The organism is Nostoc edaphicum CCNP1411, assembly GCF_014023275.1.
GTDB classification, from domain to species: Bacteria; Cyanobacteriota; Cyanobacteriia; order Cyanobacteriales; family Nostocaceae; genus Nostoc; species Nostoc edaphicum_A.
In genome coordinates this window covers 6747001-6767320 of sequence record NZ_CP054698.1, presented here as the reverse complement: position 1 = coordinate 6767320, position 20320 = coordinate 6747001, and the positions used below count along the sequence as shown (strand labels likewise).

General features: G+C 41.5%; 26 protein-coding genes. 11 read left to right on the top strand and 15 right to left on the bottom strand.

Features of this window, described 5'->3' with window-relative positions; translation table 11 throughout:
- The first annotated feature begins 8 nt into the window (after positions 1–8).
- Positions 9–149 (top strand): hypothetical protein, encoded by a 141-nt coding sequence (locus HUN01_RS31380; protein WP_181929437.1) that lies wholly within the window; start codon positions 9–11, stop codon positions 147–149.
- A gap of 90 nt (positions 150–239) precedes the next feature.
- Entirely contained in the window at positions 240–962 is a 723-nt protein-coding gene (locus HUN01_RS31375) for a TerC family protein (RefSeq protein ID WP_181929436.1), read from the top strand.
- A gap of 116 nt (positions 963–1078) precedes the next feature.
- Here HUN01_RS31375 and ndk read toward each other — a convergent pair whose 3' ends face one another.
- A complete protein-coding gene (gene ndk, locus HUN01_RS31370; protein WP_181929435.1) occupies positions 1079–1528 on the bottom strand; it encodes a nucleoside-diphosphate kinase in 450 nt (149 codons plus the stop codon).
- Between the two features lie 231 nt (positions 1529–1759).
- Between ndk and speA the strand changes: the two genes are divergently transcribed.
- Positions 1760–3775, top strand: coding sequence for a biosynthetic arginine decarboxylase (gene speA, locus HUN01_RS31365; RefSeq protein ID WP_181929434.1), 2016 nt, complete (start codon positions 1760–1762; stop codon positions 3773–3775).
- Between the two features lie 88 nt (positions 3776–3863).
- On the opposite strand, the gene HUN01_RS31360 is transcribed toward speA, so the two are convergent.
- The 3 genes from HUN01_RS31360 to HUN01_RS31350 form a co-directional block, all read right to left on the bottom strand.
- Positions 3864–5033 carry a nucleotidyltransferase family protein gene (locus HUN01_RS31360; RefSeq protein ID WP_181929433.1) on the bottom strand — a complete coding sequence of 390 codons (1170 nt, stop codon included), beginning with the start codon at positions 5031–5033 and terminating at the stop codon, positions 3864–3866.
- A gap of 231 nt (positions 5034–5264) precedes the next feature.
- Positions 5265–6095 carry a segregation/condensation protein A gene (locus HUN01_RS31355; RefSeq protein WP_181929432.1) on the bottom strand — a complete coding sequence of 277 codons (831 nt, stop codon included), beginning with the start codon at positions 6093–6095 and terminating at the stop codon, positions 5265–5267.
- 196 nt (positions 6096–6291) lie between these two features.
- Complete coding sequence (locus HUN01_RS31350; RefSeq protein WP_181929431.1) at positions 6292–7377, bottom strand: AI-2E family transporter; 1086 nt, start codon at positions 7375–7377, stop codon at positions 6292–6294.
- A 115-nt stretch (positions 7378–7492) separates the two neighbouring features.
- On the opposite strand from HUN01_RS31350, the gene pdxH reads away from it, so the two are divergent.
- Positions 7493–8137, top strand: coding sequence for a pyridoxamine 5'-phosphate oxidase (gene pdxH, locus HUN01_RS31345; RefSeq protein WP_069068576.1), 645 nt, complete (start codon positions 7493–7495; stop codon positions 8135–8137).
- A 146-nt stretch (positions 8138–8283) separates the two neighbouring features.
- Here pdxH and HUN01_RS31340 read toward each other — a convergent pair whose 3' ends face one another.
- The gene (locus HUN01_RS31340) at positions 8284–8901 is read right to left on the bottom strand and encodes an FMN-dependent NADH-azoreductase (RefSeq protein ID WP_181929430.1); all 618 of its coding nucleotides are present in this window, start codon (positions 8899–8901) and stop codon (positions 8284–8286) included.
- Positions 8902–9050: 149 nt separating this feature from the next.
- Between HUN01_RS31340 and HUN01_RS31335 the strand changes: the two genes are divergently transcribed.
- Positions 9051–9446 (top strand): winged helix-turn-helix transcriptional regulator, encoded by a 396-nt coding sequence (locus HUN01_RS31335; RefSeq protein ID WP_181929429.1) that lies wholly within the window; start codon positions 9051–9053, stop codon positions 9444–9446.
- A gap of 6 nt (positions 9447–9452) precedes the next feature.
- Here the strand turns inward: HUN01_RS31335 and HUN01_RS31330 are convergent, their stop codons facing one another.
- Positions 9453–10343 carry a DUF3153 domain-containing protein gene (locus HUN01_RS31330; RefSeq protein ID WP_181929428.1) on the bottom strand — a complete coding sequence of 297 codons (891 nt, stop codon included), beginning with the start codon at positions 10341–10343 and terminating at the stop codon, positions 9453–9455.
- Between the two features lie 212 nt (positions 10344–10555).
- Positions 10556–11098, bottom strand: coding sequence for a tetratricopeptide repeat protein (locus HUN01_RS31325; protein WP_181929427.1), 543 nt, complete (start codon positions 11096–11098; stop codon positions 10556–10558).
- A 169-nt stretch (positions 11099–11267) separates the two neighbouring features.
- On the opposite strand from HUN01_RS31325, the gene HUN01_RS31320 reads away from it, so the two are divergent.
- On the top strand, positions 11268–11681 hold the full coding sequence (locus HUN01_RS31320) for a hypothetical protein (RefSeq protein WP_181929426.1): 414 nt from the start codon (positions 11268–11270) through the stop codon (positions 11679–11681).
- A gap of 285 nt (positions 11682–11966) precedes the next feature.
- Here the strand turns inward: HUN01_RS31320 and argB are convergent, their stop codons facing one another.
- Complete coding sequence (gene argB, locus HUN01_RS31315) at positions 11967–12863, bottom strand: acetylglutamate kinase (protein WP_181929425.1); 897 nt, start codon at positions 12861–12863, stop codon at positions 11967–11969.
- A gap of 240 nt (positions 12864–13103) precedes the next feature.
- Between argB and HUN01_RS31310 the strand changes: the two genes are divergently transcribed.
- Positions 13104–14804, top strand: coding sequence for a pentapeptide repeat-containing protein (locus HUN01_RS31310; protein ID WP_181929424.1), 1701 nt, complete (start codon positions 13104–13106; stop codon positions 14802–14804).
- 104 nt (positions 14805–14908) lie between these two features.
- The gene (locus tag HUN01_RS31305) at positions 14909–15511 is read left to right on the top strand and encodes a Uma2 family endonuclease (RefSeq protein WP_181929423.1); all 603 of its coding nucleotides are present in this window, start codon (positions 14909–14911) and stop codon (positions 15509–15511) included.
- Positions 15512–15574: 63 nt separating this feature from the next.
- On the opposite strand, the gene HUN01_RS31300 is transcribed toward HUN01_RS31305, so the two are convergent.
- Positions 15575–15742, bottom strand: a complete 168-nt coding sequence (locus HUN01_RS31300; protein WP_203219511.1) for an element excision factor XisH family protein — start codon at positions 15740–15742, stop codon at positions 15575–15577.
- A gap of 249 nt (positions 15743–15991) precedes the next feature.
- On the opposite strand from HUN01_RS31300, the gene HUN01_RS31295 reads away from it, so the two are divergent.
- Together HUN01_RS31295 and HUN01_RS31290 are read left to right on the top strand one after the other, a co-directional pair.
- Complete coding sequence (locus HUN01_RS31295; protein WP_181929422.1) at positions 15992–16186, top strand: hypothetical protein; 195 nt, start codon at positions 15992–15994, stop codon at positions 16184–16186.
- Positions 16174–16485 carry a type II toxin-antitoxin system RelE/ParE family toxin gene (locus HUN01_RS31290; RefSeq protein WP_181929421.1) on the top strand — a complete coding sequence of 104 codons (312 nt, stop codon included), beginning with the start codon at positions 16174–16176 and terminating at the stop codon, positions 16483–16485. The genes HUN01_RS31295 and HUN01_RS31290 overlap by 13 nt, the downstream gene beginning before the upstream one ends.
- A 67-nt stretch (positions 16486–16552) precedes the next feature.
- Here the strand turns inward: HUN01_RS31290 and HUN01_RS31285 are convergent, their stop codons facing one another.
- The 5 genes from HUN01_RS31285 to HUN01_RS31265 form a co-directional block, all read right to left on the bottom strand.
- The gene (locus HUN01_RS31285; RefSeq protein ID WP_181929420.1) at positions 16553–16888 is read right to left on the bottom strand and encodes a XisI protein; all 336 of its coding nucleotides are present in this window, start codon (positions 16886–16888) and stop codon (positions 16553–16555) included.
- Positions 16876–17292 (bottom strand): XisH family protein, encoded by a 417-nt coding sequence (locus tag HUN01_RS31280; RefSeq protein ID WP_181929419.1) that lies wholly within the window; start codon positions 17290–17292, stop codon positions 16876–16878. The genes HUN01_RS31285 and HUN01_RS31280 overlap by 13 nt, the downstream gene beginning before the upstream one ends.
- 20 nt (positions 17293–17312) lie before the next feature.
- Entirely contained in the window at positions 17313–17858 is a 546-nt protein-coding gene (locus HUN01_RS31275) for a shikimate kinase (RefSeq protein ID WP_181929418.1), read from the bottom strand.
- A 130-nt stretch (positions 17859–17988) separates the two neighbouring features.
- A complete protein-coding gene (locus HUN01_RS31270; protein ID WP_181929417.1) occupies positions 17989–18369 on the bottom strand; it encodes a toxin-antitoxin system HicB family antitoxin in 381 nt (126 codons plus the stop codon).
- The gene (locus HUN01_RS31265; protein WP_238845776.1) at positions 18335–18517 is read right to left on the bottom strand and encodes a type II toxin-antitoxin system HicA family toxin; all 183 of its coding nucleotides are present in this window, start codon (positions 18515–18517) and stop codon (positions 18335–18337) included. Before HUN01_RS31265 ends, HUN01_RS31270 begins: the two co-directional genes overlap by 35 nt.
- 855 nt (positions 18518–19372) lie before the next feature.
- On the opposite strand from HUN01_RS31265, the gene HUN01_RS31260 reads away from it, so the two are divergent.
- Positions 19373–19570 carry a hypothetical protein gene (locus HUN01_RS31260; RefSeq protein ID WP_069068584.1) on the top strand — a complete coding sequence of 66 codons (198 nt, stop codon included), beginning with the start codon at positions 19373–19375 and terminating at the stop codon, positions 19568–19570.
- A 19-nt stretch (positions 19571–19589) separates the two neighbouring features.
- Here HUN01_RS31260 and HUN01_RS31255 read toward each other — a convergent pair whose 3' ends face one another.
- Positions 19590–20285, bottom strand: coding sequence for a LapA family protein (locus tag HUN01_RS31255; RefSeq protein WP_181929416.1), 696 nt, complete (start codon positions 20283–20285; stop codon positions 19590–19592).
- Between the last annotated feature and the right edge of the window lie 35 nt (positions 20286–20320).

The following is a 20320-nucleotide window of genomic DNA, read 5'->3' as shown; positions in this document are numbered from 1 at the left end:
AATTTTAGATGCGAACTGACAGCAGTCCATTGCGATCGCATTCACTAAATGTTAAAACTTTGGGTGTATTGACTTATACGCAAATTACCCCACTCGCACTGCGATCGCACACATTCAACCCTCTTCAAAATGCACCACAAGCACGTTAAGCTGAATTAGAGAGACAAATTATTGCGCTTTTTAACATACAAATCTCTGTTCCTGTCAAATTTTAATTTTTTCTGCTTGAGAAACCCGGAATGCTAGACCGAATTTTTGATTACCTCGACTTTCATTTCAGCCTTGAAGCCCTTATAGTTCTGGTGATCCTGGTGCTTTTAGAGGCGCTGTTATCTGCCGACAATGCGATCGCTCTGGCTGCGATCGCTCGCGGGCTGGAAGACAAAGAACTTGAGCGTAGAGCTTTAAACTTTGGTTTAGTCGTTGCTTATGTACTGCGAATCACCCTGATTCTCACTGCCACTTGGGTACAACAATTCTGGCAATTTGAATTATTGGGCGCTGCTTATCTGCTGTGGTTGGTATTTCAACACTTTACCTCGGAAGAATCAAAGGACGATCACCATCACGGGCCGCGCTTTAATTCGTTGTTGCAAGCAATACCCGTGATTGCATTTACAGATTTGGCATTTTCTTTGGATAGCGTGACAACTGCGATCGCAGTTTCTCAAGAAAAATGGCTGGTGCTAACGGGTGCAACAATTGGTATTATCACACTGCGATTCATGGCAGGATTGTTTATCCGTTGGCTAGACGAATATGTAAACCTAGAAGACGCAGGCTATATAACTGTAGCGTTCGTGGGTTTGCGCCTGTTGTTGAAAGTAGTGAACGATAGTTTAGTTCCACCAGAATGGATCATGATTGCTGCCATCTTCCTGATTTTAGGCTGGGGATTTTCCAAGCGTGTTGGCACTGAATTACCCCAAGTAGAACCGGAAAAGAGCGAAGCATCTAAATAAAAAGAGCGGGGGGCAGGGAGCAGGGGGCAGGAAGCAGGGAGCAGGGAGATTAATTTTCCCCTCTGCCTCTTTTCAATTCCCAATTCCCAATGCCCCATTCCCCACTCCCTAATGTCTTACTCGTGCAACCAAGGCGTTAAGTGTGGTTGCCAACTGACTAATTCTTCATCCTTAAACCATAAGGCCACTTCTTGTTGCGCGGTTTCTGGAGCATCAGAACCGTGGATTAAGTTGCGACCAATATTCAGGCCAAAATCGCCGCGAATCGTTCCCGGCTCTGCTGTTAATGGATTTGTCGCACCAATAATTTTTCTGGCAGATGCAATCACGCCATCACCTTCCCATACCATCGCTACTACTGGGCTAGAAGTGATAAATTCCACTAGACCACCAAAAAAGGGACGTTCCCGATGAACACCATAGTGTTGTTCAGCCAACTCCCGACTGACATTCAGTAACTTTAAACCAACTAGAGTAAAACCTTTGGTTTCAAAGCGACGGATAATTTCACCTACTAATCCCCGCTGGACTCCATCAGGCTTAATTGCTAAAAATGTGCGCTCCATTGCTATCTCCCAAAGCTTAATAAAGTTTTTATCTAGTCAATTGTCCTTTGCCCTTTGTCCTTTGTCCAAAGGTTTTGCACTAATGACTAATGACCAATGACCAATGACTCTTGACCAATGACTCTTGACCAATCAGAGTTTATCTCAGAAATTATCCTTGGGTGCATATACGTTCCCAGATGAATGCGTTAAATTGTTAACTCGTGGGTGAAAAACAGAGGTTAGGAAGAAATGGGTGTTGAGTCAACTGCTACATCTGACGAGGTGGTACAAGTACCGTCCAATGGACAAAAAGAAGTGAAAAATCATAAGCACAAAAAACTGTTACCACCGAGTCCTACCACAGGAGATTTACCTCGCTCCTGGAAAATTGAGGATAGCGAAGCCTTGTACCGTATTGAAGGATGGGGACAACCTTATTTTTCCATTAGCGCTGCCGGTCACGTTACCGTGTCACCCAAGGGCGATCGCGGGGGTTCTCTTGACTTGTTTGAATTGGTCAACTCCATGAAACAGCGCAACTTGGGACTTCCCATGTTGATTCGCTTTTCTGATATTTTGGAAGACCGGATTGAGCGGTTGAACGCTTGTTTTAATAAAGCGATCGCTCGCTACAATTACCCTGGCGTCTACCGTGGCGTGTTTCCCGTCAAATGCAACCAAGAGCGGCATTTGATTGAGGATTTGGTGAAATTTGGCAAACCACATCAATTTGGATTAGAAGCCGGTTCCAAGCCAGAATTAATGATTGCCTTGGCTGTATTGGATACACCAGGAGCATTGTTAGTTTGCAACGGCTACAAAGACCGAGAATACATCGAAACGGCAATGTTAGCCCAAAGACTAGGGCAAACACCAATTATCGTCTTAGAACAAATTGAAGAAGTTGATTTGGTAATTGATGCCAATCGCCAGTTAGGTATTAAACCGATATTAGGTGTTCGTGCTAAACTCAGTACCCAAGGTATGGGACGTTGGGGAGCTTCAAGCGGCGATCGCGCTAAATTTGGTTTGACAATGCCTGAAGTCATTGAGGCTGTTGACAAGTTACGGGAAGCTAACCTGCTCGATTCTTTGCAGTTGATGCACTTCCATATCGGGTCACAAATCTCTGCCATTAATGTGATTAAAGATGCTATCCAAGAAGCCAGCCGCATTTATGTGGAATTGGCAATGCTGGGGGCAGACATGAAATATCTTGATGTCGGTGGTGGCTTGGGCGTAGATTATGATGGCTCCCAAACCAACTTCTATGCATCGAAAAATTACAACATGCAGAACTATGCCAACGACATCGTGGCAGAGTTAAAAGATACCTGTGCAGAGCGGCAGATTCCCGTACCAACACTGATTAGTGAAAGTGGACGAGCGATCGCTTCCCATCAGTCGGTGCTGATTTTTGATGTTCTTAGTACCAGCGATGTCCCACTCGACTCACCAGAACCTCCACAAGAGGGAGAGTCTCCAATTATTAATTATCTTTGGGAAAGCTACCAATCCATCAACCAAGAGAATTACCAAGAGTTGTACCACGATGCGGCACAATTCAAAGAAGAAGCCATCAGCCGCTTCAACTTAGGAATTTTACGCCTCAGAGAAAGAGCCAAAGCCGAACGCCTCTACTGGGCGTGTTGCCAAAAAATTCTTAACATCACTAGACAGCAAGAATACGTACCCGATGAACTGGAAGACCTAGAGAAAATCATGGCTTCCATCTACTACGTTAATATGTCAGTGTTTCAATCGGCACCAGATTGCTGGGCGATCGATCAGCTATTCCCGATCATGCCAATCCACCGCTTAGATGAAGAACCAACGCGGCGAGGAATTCTAGCAGACTTAACCTGCGACAGTGATGGTAAAATCGACCGTTTTATTGACCTGCGCGATGTCAAATCGGTTTTAGAATTGCACACCCACAAGCCCGGAGAACCCTATTATTTGGGGATGTTCTTGAATGGAGCTTACCAAGAAATCATGGGCAATTTGCACAACCTATTTGGCGACACCAACGCCGTTCACATCCAATTGACGCCCAAAGGCTACCAGATTGAACACATAGTCAAAGGTGACACCATGAGTGAAGTGGTCAGCTACGTCCAGTATGACTCCGAAGATATGGTGGAAAACATTCGCCAGCGTTGTGAGAAAGCATTAGAAGAAAAACGCATCACCCTAGCGGAATCTCAGCGACTACTGCAAACCTACGAGCAGAGTCTCAGAAGATATACCTACTTAAATAGTTAGGATTGGGGATTGGGAATGGGGAATTGGGCATTGGGCATTGATTATTTAACTTGTCCCCCTTGTATCCCTATTCCCTATTCCCCATTCCCTAATTTACGTTCGTCCCCAACAATTCCTCTATCGCTTGTCGTTCAACAGGGGTATGAGATGGTGGTGTCTGACGAGCATCGGTAATTAGCCAGTCTAAAGCAGCGGCTTGAACATCGATTGCAGCACCAGTTTTATCTACGCAATAACGTCCAAATACCAGCTTATCGACTAACCGAACTCCGGGGCCCAGGCGCGACCATTCAAAAATCACGCTGTTTTCTACTGTTGCGCCACTACAAATCCAACAATTGGGGCCAATCATCGCTGGCCCAACAATTTTAGCTCCGTCTTCTATTCTCGTCATACCGCCAATATAAACTGGGCCTGTAATATCCACTTTGTCCCAATTTACAGCGACATTTAAGCCAGTGTAGATGCCAGGGGCGACTTCATGACCAGGAATTTGCACATTTTTGATTTCACCCAACAGTACACCACGAATCGCCCGCCAATAGTCTGGGACTTTACCAATATCTACCCATTCAAAGTCCATAGGAATGGCATAAAACGGGGCTTTGATTTCTACCAATTTGGGAAACAATTGGCTACCAATGTCATATTCCACATCAGAGGGAATATAGTTAAAAACCTCTGGCTCAAAGATGTAAATACCTGTGTTGATGTTAGTGCTGAGAGCTTCTTCAGTTGAAGGTTTTTCTTGGAAAGCTTTGACACGACCATCTTCGTCAGTCACAACCACACCGTAGCTAGAAACTTCTTCCTTGGGAACAGATTTCGTGATAATAGTAGCGATCGCTCCTTTCTCTTTATGCCATTTAACCGCCGCTGTTAAATCCAGGTCAATTAAGGCATCACCGCACAAAACCACAAAGGTATCATCAAAAAACGGTGAGAAGTCTTGAATGCGGCGCATTCCTCCCGCTGAACCAATTGCTTCCCCCTCCAGTTTACCGTCGTCATCAATTTTCCCTTCAAAGGAATAGGCAATCTGTACCCCAAACCGCTGGCCGTCACGGAAATAGTTTTCTATTTCCTCAGCCAAATGACTAACGTTGACCATAATCTGGTCAAATCCATGTTGGCGTAATAGTTCCAGCAAGAACTCCATCACTGGCTTTTGCAGGATGGGAATCATCGGTTTGGGAATTGTATAGGTAATCGGACGCACGCGAGTACCCTTACCAGCCGCGAGAATCATCGCTTTCATAAAATTTATTCCTCAACCACAAGCCAGTTTACTTTCATCGAGTGATACTTAATCATCAGTTTTTATTTCTGCTGTAAGTTATCCTTCAAAATAGGAATAACAGGAATTTAGTGGTTATTACAACCATCGGTATACTTAGATGACAAGCGATCGCTTATCTTTTCAATTTACTCGGATTTTGGAACTGAATCAAAAATCCGTAAATTATCTGTAGGGCGACTTTTGATTTTCTTAGTTCATAGATTGCTCAAAAGGTTTACAGGTCTTAGCTGAATCTGTAAGTAGACGAACTTTAATCTCATGGTAAAACTCCTCTTGAAATAGCTCTACTTTGGATTGAGCCGAAAGTAATAGTAGCGCCCAAAAAACGCTAACTAAATTACTGTGTTTAGTCTCATGTCCAGACCCATTTTGCTTGAGAAGCTTTGTTTTAGTCCACAAATCTACAAGTTGTTCTAAATTCAACCAATTTTGTTCTGCATTAAGCTCTCTTGCTGATAAGTTCAACACCTGCTCCAGTTCCCCAGCTACTTCTGTCAGATTTTCCTGGTGAGCTAACTCCAGAGCCTCCCGCATACTTTGGACGCTAGGCTGCCGTCTGGGACGGATCGGTTTAGGGACTTTTTCTACTAGTTTTAGCTGGTTCGCCATAATCTGCAATTGCTTGATTAGCTCTTGCAGAGTCACCCGGCGCTTTGGTGGCGGCATTGCCGATGGACGACGACGCAATTGCCGTTCTAATGGTAGACGATGACCCTGATGTGATAAACCATCTTCACCTTCCAATAGGGCATCATCTTCTATACCATCTTGGACATCTCCTACTGTTGACAATTGCATCAAGGTATTGGCTTTGAATAATACCAGCATTGATGCTGACAAAAATGCTTGTCCAGATTGAGACAAGTCCGCTTCATAGCCTCTTCCTATTGACTCCGGTGCCATAAGTTCTAAGTAACGGTCAATCACCTCAATCACTTGGACATCCCAAGGGTCAATTTCTCCCTGTTCAGCTTGGTAAATCAGGAGTGTGATTGTTTCTAATAGCTCGGAAGCTTCCATCAACAGGTTCTAAATTAATTAATGAGAATCAAAAGACTTTAAATTCAACAGTAAACTCATTGACTATTGGCAAAGCGTGTAGTTCATACATTAGCTTGCACTTCTTTTAATCAGAATTGCCTGCTGGCAGTATCTTCTGAAATTTGTAATCAATCACTATTGTGAATTGTGAGATCAGAATGTGCAACTTTTGACATTAATCTGGAGGCGAGTCATGGGGAATAGTGACAGTTGATACAAAGTCACCCGACTTACCGCTCTTGATCGCATCAAAAGTGCCTTTAATAGTACCAGCAATGGGAACAGCAACAAGCGTTCCCAACAACCCAGCAATCTCAAATCCCATCAAAATAGCTACAAAAATCCAAATGGGATTGAGTCCAATAAAGTTGCCGAGTAACCTGGGAGCTAAGAGGTTATCTTTAACCTGCTGCATGAGAATTGCCGCCACAGCAACTTCAACTGCTAACCACCAATTTTGCAACAGTACTAAAATCGTCACCAGACCAATGCCGAGAAACGCCCCGATAAAGGGAATGAGTTCTGAGATACCGATTAATATGGCAAACAACAGGGCAAAGGGTACCTTCATCACTAAGAAAATAGGTGTTAGAGTTACCACCATGAATAGACCTAGCAACAACTGGCTGAGGAAGAAGTTCTGGAAATTTAGGCGTAAGGATGTAGTGAGGGGATCTCCAATATGAGAGGGTAAAAGATTGATCAGACCATACCAGACGCGATCGCCATATAAAAGCATATAAAAGGCAAGCACAATCACTAACACTATGTCAAGTAATCCTGAGAGCAATGTCCCAGCAAATCCCACTGCACCAGAAGCTAGCTGTTGTACCAAATTCTGAATGTTGGCATTGATTTGGCTGCTTATAACTCTCAGATCAATTGGCAAGCGTCGTTGCTTTGCCAGGATCTCAAACTGCTCTAGGTTTGCTTGACTGGCGGTTAACCAATCAGGGATCTTATTTAACAGTTGGATTGTTTGGTCAATGATCAACGGCACTAGGGTGACGCCCAGAATCCCAAACAGGGTTAATGTTGCAAGTAAAACTATGATCACCGCCTGAGTGCGGGTGATCCGGGCACGTTCAAAGAACTGAACCGGGTAATTTAGGAGAAAAGCCAGAATCGTCGCAATGCTCAAGACAGTAATGGGATGCTGAAAATAGCGAAAAAGCACAGACAGCAGCCAGACATTAAGGGCGATAATTGGGCCACTCAGACCATAAATTAACAGGCGTTGAAGGGAGGCCGAACGGCGCATCTGATGCAACCTATTTTAGATATTCTGTAAAATTCATGATGGCACTGATCATCATGATAGATATTTTTAACAAAGATATATATAAGCGTATCTGATAGTAAGGAAACAAATCATAATGGACAAAACCGTAGCTGATCTTCGTAAGGACTACACCTTGGAAGGTTTGAGCGAACTCGAAGTAGACCTCAATCCTTTTATCCAATTTAAAAAATGGTTCGATCAGGCAATCGCAGCACAACTTCCTGAACCCAATGCCATGACCATTGCCACTGCCACACCAGATGGTAAGCCCTCTGCCAGAATGGTTTTACTTAAGGATTTTGATGAACGGGGCTTTGCCTTCTTCACCAACTACAACAGTCATAAAGGGCAAGAACTGGCAGAAAATCCCCAGGCGGCTTTAGTCTTCTGGTGGGCAGAACTGGAACGTCAAGTCAGAATTGTGGGGTATGTGGAGAAAGTTTCCGAAACTGAGTCTGACCAGTATTTTGAAAGTCGCCCTGGTAAGAGTCGCTTGGGTGCGTGGGTATCTAATCAAAGCGAGGTGATAGAAAGCCGAGAAGTCTTAGAGCGGCGCTTGCAAGAGTTTAATAGCAAATATGAAAATGAGGAAATCCCCCGACCGCCCCATTGGGGAGGCTTACGAGTGATACCCACAGAAATTGAGTTTTGGCAAGGACGCCCTAGCCGTCTGCACGATCGCTTACTCTACAGGCGTTTAGATAATGGCACTTGGAATATTGAGCGATTGTCTCCTTGAGGGGATGAGGGAGTGGGGAGTAGGGAGTAGGGAGTAGGGGGAGCAGGGGAGGCAGGGGAGGCAGGGGAGGAAGAGAGAGGGGAAGAATAACTCATCATGCACCATGCCCAATGCCCAATGCCCAATGCCCAATGCCCCGCATCACATTACCACTGGGCGATCGCATCTTGAATTGCTGCCCGTGCTTCTGATAAAGATTGGGTACGGGCATCACCCTCATTCAGGCTGTTAGCGTTAATAAATTGAATGTCTGTAATCCCAATAAAACCGAAAATCGTCCGCAGGTAGGGTTCTTGGAAGTCGTATGCAGAAGCAGGAGATGTCGGGCTAAAGTCACCACCGCGGGCTGTGATGATAACTGCCTTTTTACCCTCGACTAACCCTCTAAAACCTTGAGCTTCTAAAGCAACAGTCCGGTTAATGCGAACGATTTGGTCGATATAAGCCTTAAAAGTGGAAGGTATATTAAAGTTGTACATTGGCACTCCAAAGACGTAGCGATCTGCTGCCAAAAACTCATCAACCAGTTCGTCAGAAATCCTAATTGCCTGAGTTAATTCTGGGGTATGGGTTTCTGGTGGGGAAAATGCCGCCGCAATCCAAGCTTCATCAACGTGAGGAACTGGGTAATGCCCTAAATCTCGATAGACGATCGCATCTTCAGGATGCTTTGCTTTCCAAGCACTGACAAATTCCTTAGATAGTTCTCTTGAGTGCGATCGTTCAGCACGGGGGCTGGAATCAATATGTAGAATGTTTACCACCAAATATCTCCTGATTAGCTAGAATTTACTGCTTTTACTTTTTTTGAGTCTTTATTTCAAAGCATTACATTAGATACTAAAAGTAACTAGTTACTAAAGTAAAGTAGTTACCATAAAGTAACTACCGGATAATTTTGGCTAATTTATCGATGTCTGCTTCTAAAAATCCTGATGCTTGCCCAATAAGTATTTTGATGTCCTTATTATCAGGGCCCTGGACAATGTATATACTCTGGGTGTTGGGTAATAGTGGACCTACTCGCTTTGGTGCATTGAAGCGCCAAGTCGAGGGCATCTCAACCAAAATGCTGACGGAAAGACTCAGAATGCTTGAGGCAGCAGAAATTATTTATCGCCAGTATGAACCAACTATCCCACCTCAAGTCACTTACGGTCTTACAGAACGCGGCCAAGAATTAATTGATGTGCTTCATCAACTCAATGCACTTGCTGAACGTTGGTATGGTAGCGAACAACAGTCTGAATGTAAATTAAAAAAGCCGATGCATTCTCCATCGGCTTCGCTAACAAAATTTAACAGATGATATAGTCTACTGTTCCTGTATCGCTGCTGCTTTGGGAGGAAATTGAATTCTGGGATCTGGCATGAAATTGTATCTCAAGTACAATCCTCCCCAGACAAACAAGATAATTAACAACGCACCAATACCAAGAGGACTAGGAAGCCAGAAAACAGCCTCTATGTGGTTTAGCTCGCCAGGCTGGAGTTTCCACACTAGTTGATTGCCATTTTTTTCTGGCTCTATGGCAGTTTCAGTTAGTTGAATGTTTTTGGCTCCCCAAGGAGTCTTCAAGCTAAATTCCAAATCCAGAATTGAACCAGCATTAGTCAAGACGTTACCTTTGCTGGCAATTAGAGATAGCGATCGCAAATCCAAATCATAAATCAACCGATTTCGGACTAAAAGTAAAAAATTGTTCTCCTCTAAGAGGACGTTTGATTCAATTTTCGGCAGTTCTGAGTCAGATTTGCTCTGCACAGGCTCAGAGGGTTGGTTCGCATGGGAGTTAAAAAAGTCGTTGAACTTTTCTTGCAATTCCCTACCACTACTAAAAGGAATAGTGACAATAATTTCTTCTTGGGAAACTCGTTGCGCTTTGCCCTCAAGTTGACGGGCGCGGCGTTCTATGCTGTTTAACCATTCGTATACAGAATCGCCACTAAAACTAGTTAATCGTTCTCCCAACTTAATATGCTGTACTAGTTCACCACTATTTGAATTATCAAAATTAACCCCCACATCGTACTTTACACAGCCAGAAAGTAGTAGGGATGTTAACAGCACTAGCCACAGAATAGGGCTTCGCATGGGAAAGACGCGGTTCATTCGATTTCGACCATTTAGTTTCATATTTCTCAATACAAAACTAAATGGTCTGATGAACCACAAAAAAATCTTTCCGAAAGTTGAAAAATTCATAACTATAAATCTCCTCAAAAGTCAAACTTTTTAACCAATCTTGACTTCTTAGTATTGTTTGAACTTCCTGGAACACCATTTTGGTCACTCTGGGTACTGGGGAAGAAAATATGAGTAAGAATTTGGTTTGCGTCTGAATCCTCATTCAAATCTTCCCAGTACCCAGTCCCTAGTCCCCAATCCCCAATTCAATCCAAAATCCAAAATTGATATCAGCTAGGGGTTCCAGAGAAATTCAACCAAAGCAAGTACGAGATGGTTAAACCAATGGCAATTAGCGCCACCCAGATAAAGCGATTATCTCTGGTATTGACCTGACTGAGATCAACGAATTCTGGCTCCGTAGGTTTAGGTTTTTGCTTAACAGAAGATTTAGTGGACTTAGCAGCTACAGAAATTTTAAGTTCATTATCGGGTAGTGCGGCCAAATCAGGGATTTCGGTCATCCATTCGCTGGGTCTTTTCAGCTTTGGTGCTTTTAAGATGTAAAGCATCCGTCGCGCTTGTTTGCTGGTTTCAAAATAGGGATGGCGTTTGAGTCTTTCGCAAAGAGCGATCGCATCATCGGTGCGTCCAGCTGCTTCATAAGCTGTCACCAGATAAATTTCTACTTCGCCCCCAAGCCGAGAATTACGAGCTAAAAGGGCGCTGGCCTTTTCTAAATTTTCTACAGCTTCGCGGTATTGCCCATTTTCAAAGGCAATTTTTCCAGTCTGGTAGTGGGTTTTAGCAATTTCTAAACTTTCTGCACTCACGTCTTATACAAAAATTAGCACTATTTTCATTTTGCCAATGCCAGCAATCTTTTTGGAATCTTTTCAAAAGCTGGCAATCTGAAAGTGGATAAACTTCTAAAATTTTAAGTAAGTAGCTGCGACTATTTTCTGATTAAAAATTCCGGTATCTTATGCGGGTGAGCAAAATATGTTGAAAATCAAGCATTCACAACTGAATTGGCTCCTAGCAGGTATGACTTTAGCAGTGATGGGTGTAACCATTGCTCCAGCTTCCGCCCAGCGTGCGATCGTGATTGATGGCGGTTATGGAGTTAGGCAATCGCCATCTGTCGGTTCCTTTATTTATGGTAGTCCGATTCCTACACCTATGCCTGTAGACCCAGCAACAGGATTAATGCCACAACGCAATCATTTCCGCGATTATTCCTATCCCCAATTCAGGCAAAATGTGAGAAATTCCACCCTGATTAATCCAACTCTGGTTAATCCGTCAATTCGAGACTCAACCATAGTTAATCCGGTGATTATCAATAATTCATGGCGTCGGACACCATTTAGTGGCGGGCGGCGATCGCGGATTATTATTACCTATCCCCGCTAGGGAAGCTACCGTGTATACACAAGTTGAATTACCCCCCTTAATCCCCCCGATGTATTGGGGGGAAACCGGAAAATCTTGTTCCCTCCCCTTTGCAAGGGGAGGGTTAGGGTGGGGTAAAACTGACGCATAAACCAAGTGAGTAAACTTGTGTATACACCGTAGGCTAGGGAAGTGGGTGAGCAGTAGGAGAACTTTTTACTGATCACTCAGCACTCCTGACTCCTGACTCCTGACTCCTGACTCCTCACTCAGCACTCAGCACTCAGCACTCAGCACTCCTCACTCCTAAGAGGTAAACTGCGAACCCAGAATCATTGTCCCAATCCCAACATCAGTAAAGATTTCCAGTAATAGGGCGTGGGGAATGCGACCATCAATGATGTGTGCAGCACGGACTCCTTGAGCAAGCGATCGCACACAACAACTTACTTTGGGAATCATCCCACCGCTAACAATACCATCAGCAATCAACTGGCGGGCTTCGCGGATATCTACTTTCGGAATTAAAGTAGATTGGTCTTTGTAATCTTTTAAAATTCCACTGGTGTCGGTCAATAAAATTAACTTTTCTGCTCCTAATGCTGCGGCTATTTCTCCGGCTACAGTATCAGCATTAATGTTATAAGCTTGTCCCGTTTCGTCTGCGGCGACGCTGGACACTACCGGAATATAGCCATTGCTAGCGAGGGTGTCCAAAATCTTGATGTTAACATTGCTGACTTCCCCCACAAAACCGATGCCTTCTTGACCTTGGGGACGGGCTGTAAATAGATTACCGTCTTTACCGCAAAGTCCTACAGCCAATCCACCAGCTTGATTAATTAGCGCGACAATTTCTTTATTAACTCGACCAACTAAAACCATTTCCACCACATCCATTGTGGCGGCATCAGTGACTCGCAGACCATTCTTAAATTGTGGTTCGATGCCTAGCTTATCTAACCAACTGTTAATTTCTGGGCCACCGCCGTGGACTACAATCGGACGCAAGCCCACGCAGGATAAGAATACAATGTCGCGGATAACTTTGTCTTTGAGTGTGCTATCTTTCATCGCTGCGCCACCATATTTGACAACAACTGTGCGACCGGCGAATTGTTGAATATAAGGTAGTGCTTCGCTTAGTACACGCACACGAGTGGCTTCAGTTTGTCTGATGTATTCAGAATCGTTGACCGTCATGAGGAGCCGCCGTTGAGAGTTAAAACCTATTTCAGTCAGTGTAGAAGACTTTGTAACTCCTCACAATCTCTGATGCCAAAGTCGAGTATATTTGTACTAAAATGACTCTAGCAATCTGATTGAATTTGTAAAAATATGATTGCTTGTTGTGTAGATAACACAGCAATAACAGTAATGGTAGCAGTATCTATTTTACAAGGAGATATTGTTAGTGGTGTTAAGAAGCGCTTTATTTGAGTTATGGATATTAAAGAATTACTCAGACAGTATGCCTCTGGGGAAAGAAATTTTATTGGCATTAGTTTAAAGAATGCCAACTTAATAGGTATTAACCTGAGCAGGGCTAATTTAAGCAACTCTAATTTAAGAAATGCGGAGTTACATGGAGCTAATCTTCAACGAGCTATTTTTAAAGGAGTTGATTTAGAGAGAGCAAACCTACGTTACGCAATGCTAGATGAAGCAGATTTGAGTAATGTCGATTTAACTGAATGCAATTTCCAATATGCCAGCTTAAAAAGAGCAAAATTAACAAACTGTAAAATCTTGGAAAGCAGTTTAGAAGGTGCAAATTTAGAAGGCGCAAATTTAGAAAATGCAGAAATAGTTGATACAAGTTTTGAGGATACAAATCTTAAAAACGCTAATTTAAGTAATGCTGAGATTGCGAAAACAAGTGGTTCTCCAGAATTAAGGTTGGCTATTTTATGCAACACGATTATGCCAAGTGGTCATATTTGCAACGACAATTGTAATCCTGCTGCGATTAAAGATATTTTGTTGCAACGTTACGCATTAGGAGAACGAGATTTTACAAATAATTTCAGTTATGTTGAATTAAGGCTTTCTGATTTGCGAGGAGCCGATTTAAGTAGTGTACAGCTTCCTGGTATAAAACTATGGAATGGTCTTTTAGAAGACGTAAATCTAAGTAATGCAAATTTGAGCGGTGCTTGGTTAATTGATATTTTTTTCCAAAATGCCAACTTAGAAGGTATTAATCTTGAAGAAAGCAACTTGAGCAGCTCATCTTTTAAATCAACTAATTTAAGAAGAGCAAACTTAAAAGGTGCTAAATTCGACGTGGCTGAACATGGTTCTGCTTTAACAAACTTAACAGATGCAGACTTCACGGAAGCTAATTTAATTAATGCCAATTTAGCAAGAGCTATAGTAAGTAAAGCTAATTTTACTAGAGCTAAATTAATAAATGCAAATCTAAGTAAGACTGATTTAATGCGTGCCAATTTCAGCGAAGCTAACTTAACTGGAGTTGATTTTACTGAAGCAGTTTACTGTTCAGAAACAATTTTTCCTGCAAACGTTGATTTATCTCAAGCTATCCCAATTACCTCTGGAGTAGATTTATCTGGACATCACAAATATCTTTTATCTTGCAGAGATTTACACTCTCTTAATTTAAGTAGAGCTAACTTAAGCGGTCTTTACATGAATCATGTTAATTTGAGTGGTGCAAACCTTAATGAATCCAATCTTAGCAATACTCATTTAAGTGATGCCAATTTAAAAGGTGCAAGTTTAATAGGTGCTAACCTTGCTAAGGCTTATTTAGGTGGTGCTAATTTAAGTAATGCTGATCTTAGCTATAGCATCATGACTAATACTAATTTAGTAGGAGCATTTTATAATTCGCAAACTGTTTTTCCTAATGGTAGTGATTTATCAAAAGCTATATATCTTGATTCGGGTGCAAATCTATCTAATATCTTTTTCACAAAAATTAATTTAAGTAGAGTTAATTTATCTAACACAAACTTAAGTAATTCAATTTTAAAGTATATTGACCTAAGTTATGCAAATCTCAGTAATGCTAATCTAACTAATACCAATTTGGAAGGTGCGATTTTAGATGGTGCAAATCTGGAAGGAGCAATATTCTGTAAAACTATTATGCCTGATGGTAGTGTTCGGAATAACTGATACTAAATAAATCACTGTTGCCAGATTACCCGACACAACAAGCAAGCGATCGCTCCTTCAAACCTCTAGAATTGAAATCATTCGGCTGAAGCTAGGGAATGAAAATGACCACGCTGCTAATTCAAACTGAAAGCACACCCCTAACGGTAAATTTCCCCTCCCTTGTACAGATGACAAATGAGCAGTTCTACGAATTTTGCCAAGCCAATGGAGATTTGCGAATTGAGCGTACTGCTAATGGGGAAGTCATCATTATGCCACCAGCTTTTTCAGATACGGGCAACCGTAACTTTAACATTGCTGCACAGCTTGGGAATTGGACTGAACAAGATGGCACTGGCATAGGCTTTGACTCCAGTACAGGTTTTACGCTACCCAATGGAGCGATGCGTTCCCCTGATGCTTCTTGGATTGAACTGGAGCGCTGGAACGCCTTAACAGATGCACAAAAAGCTTCATTTGCACCAATTTGTCCAAGCTTTGTGATTGAGTTACGCTCCTTGAGTGATCGCCTGATAAAATTACAAGACAAAATGCAGGAGTACATCGATAACGGTGCATCACTAGGCTGGTTAATTGATCGGCAGAATCGAAAAGTCTACATTTACCGTCCGACTCGAGAAGTTGAAATTTTGGATAATCCCGAAGTAATTAGTGGCAATCCAGAATTACCAGGATTTATCCTACGGATGAGCAAAATTTGGTAATTTGAGTCTTCCTAATGAGAAACTTGTGTTTTGAGTACATTAGTAATTGCCTCAAGTAGTCGCTTAGTAAGTTTCTGTTTCGACATCCAAATCTTCCAATAGACGCTTTTCACCTATTTGCAATGGAAAGGGATCGTGGGGAATTTTCCAAGCATCTTTCTGCAAGGCAAATTTTACAGTGTTGTGGTAAATATCTTTCAGATAATAGTAGCAATCAAGTGCGATCGCCAAATATTTTTGTTGGTTTTATGGAGAGCATCCGGTTTTGGCAGATAGTCTTTTTTATTATTCCAAAAGTGGATGCACCTATTTGATGTAATGAAACTCAATACTCCGTAACACATACTAAGATGCAAGTGGCATAACATCTAGAAAATTGCTAAAATCTTAAGATGGTGGTAGTAAAAATGCAGGATGAGCAAATGAATATATCGCTGCATTAGACTCCAAGATAAATATTAATTTTCGTAGGTAATCGAAATGACAGCAAATACTACTGTAAAATATCAAGTTCTCAAGGCAGTGGAAGAAATGCCACAGAATGTTACGTTTGAAGAAGTTATGGAGCGTCTTTATTTTTTATATAAAGTGAATCAAGGTTTACAACAAGTCGATGCTGATAATATTGTGTCACATGAAGAAGCCAAAAAGCAAATCAAGACATGGCACAAATAAACTGGACAAATCAAGCTTTAGCTGATTTAGAAGCAATAGGTGACTTTATTTCACGAGATGCACCAAGTTTTGCTCAGGTATTTGTGAATAGAGTATTTTTATCTGTAGAACGTTTAGAAAACTTTCCATATTCAGGACGTATAGTACCAGAAATTAATCAAGATAATATTAGAGAGATTATCTTTGGTAGTTATCGCATTGTTTATTTAGTAAGTAACAATCTGGTAAATATTTTAACTATTTTCCATTCATCTAGAGAGATTAAATCTTCTGATTTATCTAGCGATCTTGGTGATTAACGGACTATTTTCATGTGCAAATCGGCTTGGGAGTATAGTGGTGTTCGTTGTTCGAGGTGCGATCGCACTACGCTACGCCATAATCTGTATACTGACGCTTATATGGAGCTTGCAAACCCAAGACAATATCCTCTCGTGGTACTCCCATCATCACTAATTCCTCTGCCGGATTGCGATCAGTTAAATTCTGTTGTAGCCAGATTTTGCCATCTTTAATATCAAAATGCATCACGCATCGATAAATACGATTAAATCCTTGCCAACCTACATTCATCCATTGATAATGATTGCGTTCTGTGTCTAAAATGAGTTGGACTTCGACATCGTTATCTGAGATGTCATCACTGACATAGTTTGTCAACAATGTTTTCACCAATTCTTGATATTTGGCTAATTTGTCCACTGTACAATCACCTCATTTTCCGGCTCATAAACAATTAACAAGACCTGATACTGTTTTATCGCAGTTTTAGTAAATTCAAGTTGAAAAAATGTTTTGTACGTATCCAATGGAACTGCTAAGTATAATACTCGCTCTGGTTCATATCCTGCTAACGCTAGACGGTAACTCAGGAATTGTCCCAAGGCGGAATAAAAATCTGTAATTGCAGAGGGGTTTAAAAAACTTTTGATTTCAATTGCTATTTTTTCATTTCCTTTTTCTGCGGCAATTATTTTCTCTGCACCTAAATCAATTTGGAAGTTGACTTCCCCAAATTTGAATTTTAATGGATCGCTTGTAATTATCCATTGTTCTTTTTGCAAAGCTTTTTTAACTGATTCATGAAAAATATCTTTTGCAGACACAGTTAGATTAATATTCCCCATTAATGAGAAACAGCTTTTTTCAGGATGCCAGGAATTCCCTCAAGTATTCGCTTGGCAATGTCTTCAGGTGTATCCCCCTCTCGCTCAGTGATGTGCAAATCGGCTTGAGAGTAAAGTGGTGTTCGTTGTTCGAGGAGCGATCGCAATTTACCTTGAGGATCAACATCTTCTAAAAGCGGTCTTGTGGTATCCTCAGCTAAACGACTGTAAATTAGCTCCACTGGCGCATCTAGCCACACTATCAACCCGTGGTGCAAGTAACCCCAGTTTTCTCGCCGCAGTACAATGCCCCCACCAGTTGCTATAGTCAACTTTGTAAAAGCACAGACTTGTGAAAGTACGTCGCTTTCTAGCTGACGAAATCCTGCTTCACCTTCTTGGGCAAATAACTGATTGATAGATTTACCTGTTGCTTGGGCAATGACATGATCAGTATCCACAAACCCATAACCCAGTTCCTTTGCCAGTAAGCGCCCTACTGTCGTCTTACCAACGCCCATCATCCCAATTAAGTACAGGTTGACTCCTTGTAATAAGCTGCTCACCAGTTACTTCGCTCCAATTATGAGTTCTGAATCACAGTTTAAAATTATAAACTCAATGACTCAATCTAGTATTTAAAAATACGGAGTTTTGCATCTATCTCGCAACCAGATAAAATTACTTGATTTCTAATTAAGCTACTGCACTCAACAAAGACACAATATACTGATTTAGACTTACACCTTCGCGTTCAGCAGTTTCAGCTAAACGACGATGTAGAGATTTTGGTATCCGCACTAAAAACTTACCACTATAGCTATTATCACTACTCGGTAAAGGAATATCATCGCTAGCTTCGTAAGCTGTTTCAATCCATAATTCTCGCGCCTCATTAATGTTTGCCATTGTCTCTTTTAGAGTTTCGCCTTGGGTGAGACATCCTGGTAAATCTTTAATTTGAGCTACATATCCTCCCTGTGAATCGGGGTAAAGTGTTACAGGGTACTGAAGCTTTAAATAATATTCTAGGGACGGCTTCTCAATCTGCTTGTTCTTCTGATTCAGTGTCTTCATCAATCCACTCTTCTAAATTTAATAGTTCAACTATTTGCTGTACATAAACTCCTTTAACTTTTTGTCCCCCTATTTTGGGTACAGTAATCGTTCTACCTTGGGAGTCTCGAAAACTATGATGGCTACCTTTAGACCTTATTTTCTTCAAAGCCAAAAGCTGACAATAAATAGCGCACGTCCTGAAACCGAACTTCTGGAGGCTGCTTGAGAAATTGCTCCACTAATTTTTTGAGTTTACTCATGGAGCGATAGTATCATATATAGTATCACATAAAAGCTGTATGAGAATGGAAAAGCGATCGCACTATGGGTAGTCACAAAGGCAATCACTAATCAGGTTTTAATCTGGGAAGTTCTTAAACCAGAAAAAATGAAAAATCAAATTGTTTGTAAATCTCCAAGAAATTTATTTTCAACTGATGTCAAGGCTTTTCTTTCTGCGGATATCAAATTTACGTATAAGTTTTCTAACTTTCAATTATTTTTAACTTCTACAGATTCACCTTCTATTTACTATGAATCAACTGTGGTCATTACCGTTATTAATGTATTTAAAGTAACTTAGGCAATCAATTAAAGATTCTTCTGTGAAATTACTATAAGTAATAAATTACGAATTTGTCAGGAATGTAGTAAATTCCCGGAAGTAACTTGGTAATTGCTGCATAGCGATCGCTCTACTTAACCAAAAAATTAATATAGCTTGTTTGAAACTTTATCCAAACAATATCTGTCTATCTAAATAATCAGGATTTTTACCCTGATAGGTAATTTTAAGTATACACAATACTGTGTTCCTAACAGCACAGGGTCGTTATTCTAAAAGTTCAGTTATAACAAGCCCCGCTCCATTAAATGTTTCTTATAAAGGTGTAAATGATGACTTATTTGTTGCGATCGCTAAAAAAAACTTTGCAAAGTTGAAATTTCGGCACAAAGAATACTGCATATTTCACCCCAATAAGCCTGAATGAATAAATATAGTATGAATGAGGTGTCAACCATGACTCGAATTCGTGACGTTGTACAAAGAGCTTTAGCAACTGGCTATTTGACAGTGGAAGCTGAAGATCAATTACGACAACTGTTGACTACCCGATATGACTTAGAAGATTTTAATGCTTTCATGACTTTGCAGGAAGCTGCCATGACTGGTAAGGTCAAGCAGGAGTCTAGAGAGCAGTGTGGCATTAACAAGTAGAGACGTAGCCTACTACATCTCACCGACGGGGGCGTTTATCATCATCCTCAAAATCATCATCATCCTCAAAAAATTCCCAATCATCATCATCGGCTTGATTGGTAGTCGGTGGCTGATAAGGGGGGATGATTACTCGGTAATCAGCATCGTAAACAGATTCAGTTTTTCCCGCAGCTGTATTTTTTGGTTCACGGTAGCTGTAAGAATAAACTGAACCAGACTGAGAACTGCTTTTGGCTTCTGATTGACGTTCGTAAGTTTTAGGCTCTCTAGGCTGTTGAGCTTGAGGATTGGGGGTAGGCGCTTCCTCTGAATTTTCATCAAAGTTCCACTCATCATCTCTACCATTTGTCTCCCAATCATCAAATACATCACTGCTAGCCTCTTCTTTCTTACTCGCTGGTGGAGGAGTGGCAGGACGAGATGTAGGTTCTTCTCTCCGGGTTGCCTTTGCACGCGTTGAAGTTGCAGTTACTCTGTTAGGAGTTTGGCGTTGTCCTCCTGCAAAATAACTAGATAATTTAAACAAGGTAGCAATCAATACAGATGTGAAAGCACCAGTGGCAGTACTGAAAAAAATCCATATCGCTAGTGGTAATGGTTGAGTTCGCACGCCCAAAAATACTAGCGATAGGGCAGGTGAGAAATTTTGGACTAACAACAGTGTTAGTCCTCCCAGTACTGCCACCAATAGAATTAAGCGAATTACAGCCATAGCAATTTTGTCAGTTGTCAGTTGTCAGTGGTTAG

Bases quoted from the DNA above. Each gene is read 5' to 3' on its own strand.
- HUN01_RS31380 (WP_181929437.1), top strand. From the start codon at position 9: ATGCGAACTGACAGCAGTCCATTGCGATCGCATTCACTAAATGTTAAA.
- HUN01_RS31375 (WP_181929436.1), top strand. From the start codon at position 240: ATGCTAGACCGAATTTTTGATTACCTCGACTTTCATTTCAGCCTTGAA.
- ndk (WP_181929435.1), bottom strand. From the start codon at position 1,528: ATGGAGCGCACATTTTTAGCAATTAAGCCTGATGGAGTCCAGCGGGGA.
- speA (WP_181929434.1), top strand. From the start codon at position 1,760: ATGGGTGTTGAGTCAACTGCTACATCTGACGAGGTGGTACAAGTACCG.
- HUN01_RS31360 (WP_181929433.1), bottom strand. From the start codon at position 5,033: ATGAAAGCGATGATTCTCGCGGCTGGTAAGGGTACTCGCGTGCGTCCG.
- HUN01_RS31355 (WP_181929432.1), bottom strand. From the start codon at position 6,095: ATGGAAGCTTCCGAGCTATTAGAAACAATCACACTCCTGATTTACCAA.
- HUN01_RS31350 (WP_181929431.1), bottom strand. From the start codon at position 7,377: ATGCGCCGTTCGGCCTCCCTTCAACGCCTGTTAATTTATGGTCTGAGT.
- pdxH (WP_069068576.1), top strand. From the start codon at position 7,493: ATGGACAAAACCGTAGCTGATCTTCGTAAGGACTACACCTTGGAAGGT.
- HUN01_RS31335 (WP_181929429.1), top strand. From the start codon at position 9,051: ATGTCTGCTTCTAAAAATCCTGATGCTTGCCCAATAAGTATTTTGATG.
- HUN01_RS31330 (WP_181929428.1), bottom strand. From the start codon at position 10,343: ATGAATTTTTCAACTTTCGGAAAGATTTTTTTGTGGTTCATCAGACCA.
- HUN01_RS31320 (WP_181929426.1), top strand. From the start codon at position 11,268: ATGTTGAAAATCAAGCATTCACAACTGAATTGGCTCCTAGCAGGTATG.
- argB (WP_181929425.1), bottom strand. From the start codon at position 12,863: ATGACGGTCAACGATTCTGAATACATCAGACAAACTGAAGCCACTCGT.
- HUN01_RS31310 (WP_181929424.1), top strand. From the start codon at position 13,104: ATGGATATTAAAGAATTACTCAGACAGTATGCCTCTGGGGAAAGAAAT.
- HUN01_RS31305 (WP_181929423.1), top strand. From the start codon at position 14,909: ATGACCACGCTGCTAATTCAAACTGAAAGCACACCCCTAACGGTAAAT.
- HUN01_RS31295 (WP_181929422.1), top strand. From the start codon at position 15,992: ATGACAGCAAATACTACTGTAAAATATCAAGTTCTCAAGGCAGTGGAA.
- HUN01_RS31290 (WP_181929421.1), top strand. From the start codon at position 16,174: ATGGCACAAATAAACTGGACAAATCAAGCTTTAGCTGATTTAGAAGCA.
- HUN01_RS31270 (WP_181929417.1), bottom strand. From the start codon at position 18,369: ATGAAGACACTGAATCAGAAGAACAAGCAGATTGAGAAGCCGTCCCTA.
- HUN01_RS31260 (WP_069068584.1), top strand. From the start codon at position 19,373: ATGACTCGAATTCGTGACGTTGTACAAAGAGCTTTAGCAACTGGCTAT.
- HUN01_RS31255 (WP_181929416.1), bottom strand. From the start codon at position 20,285: ATGGCTGTAATTCGCTTAATTCTATTGGTGGCAGTACTGGGAGGACTA.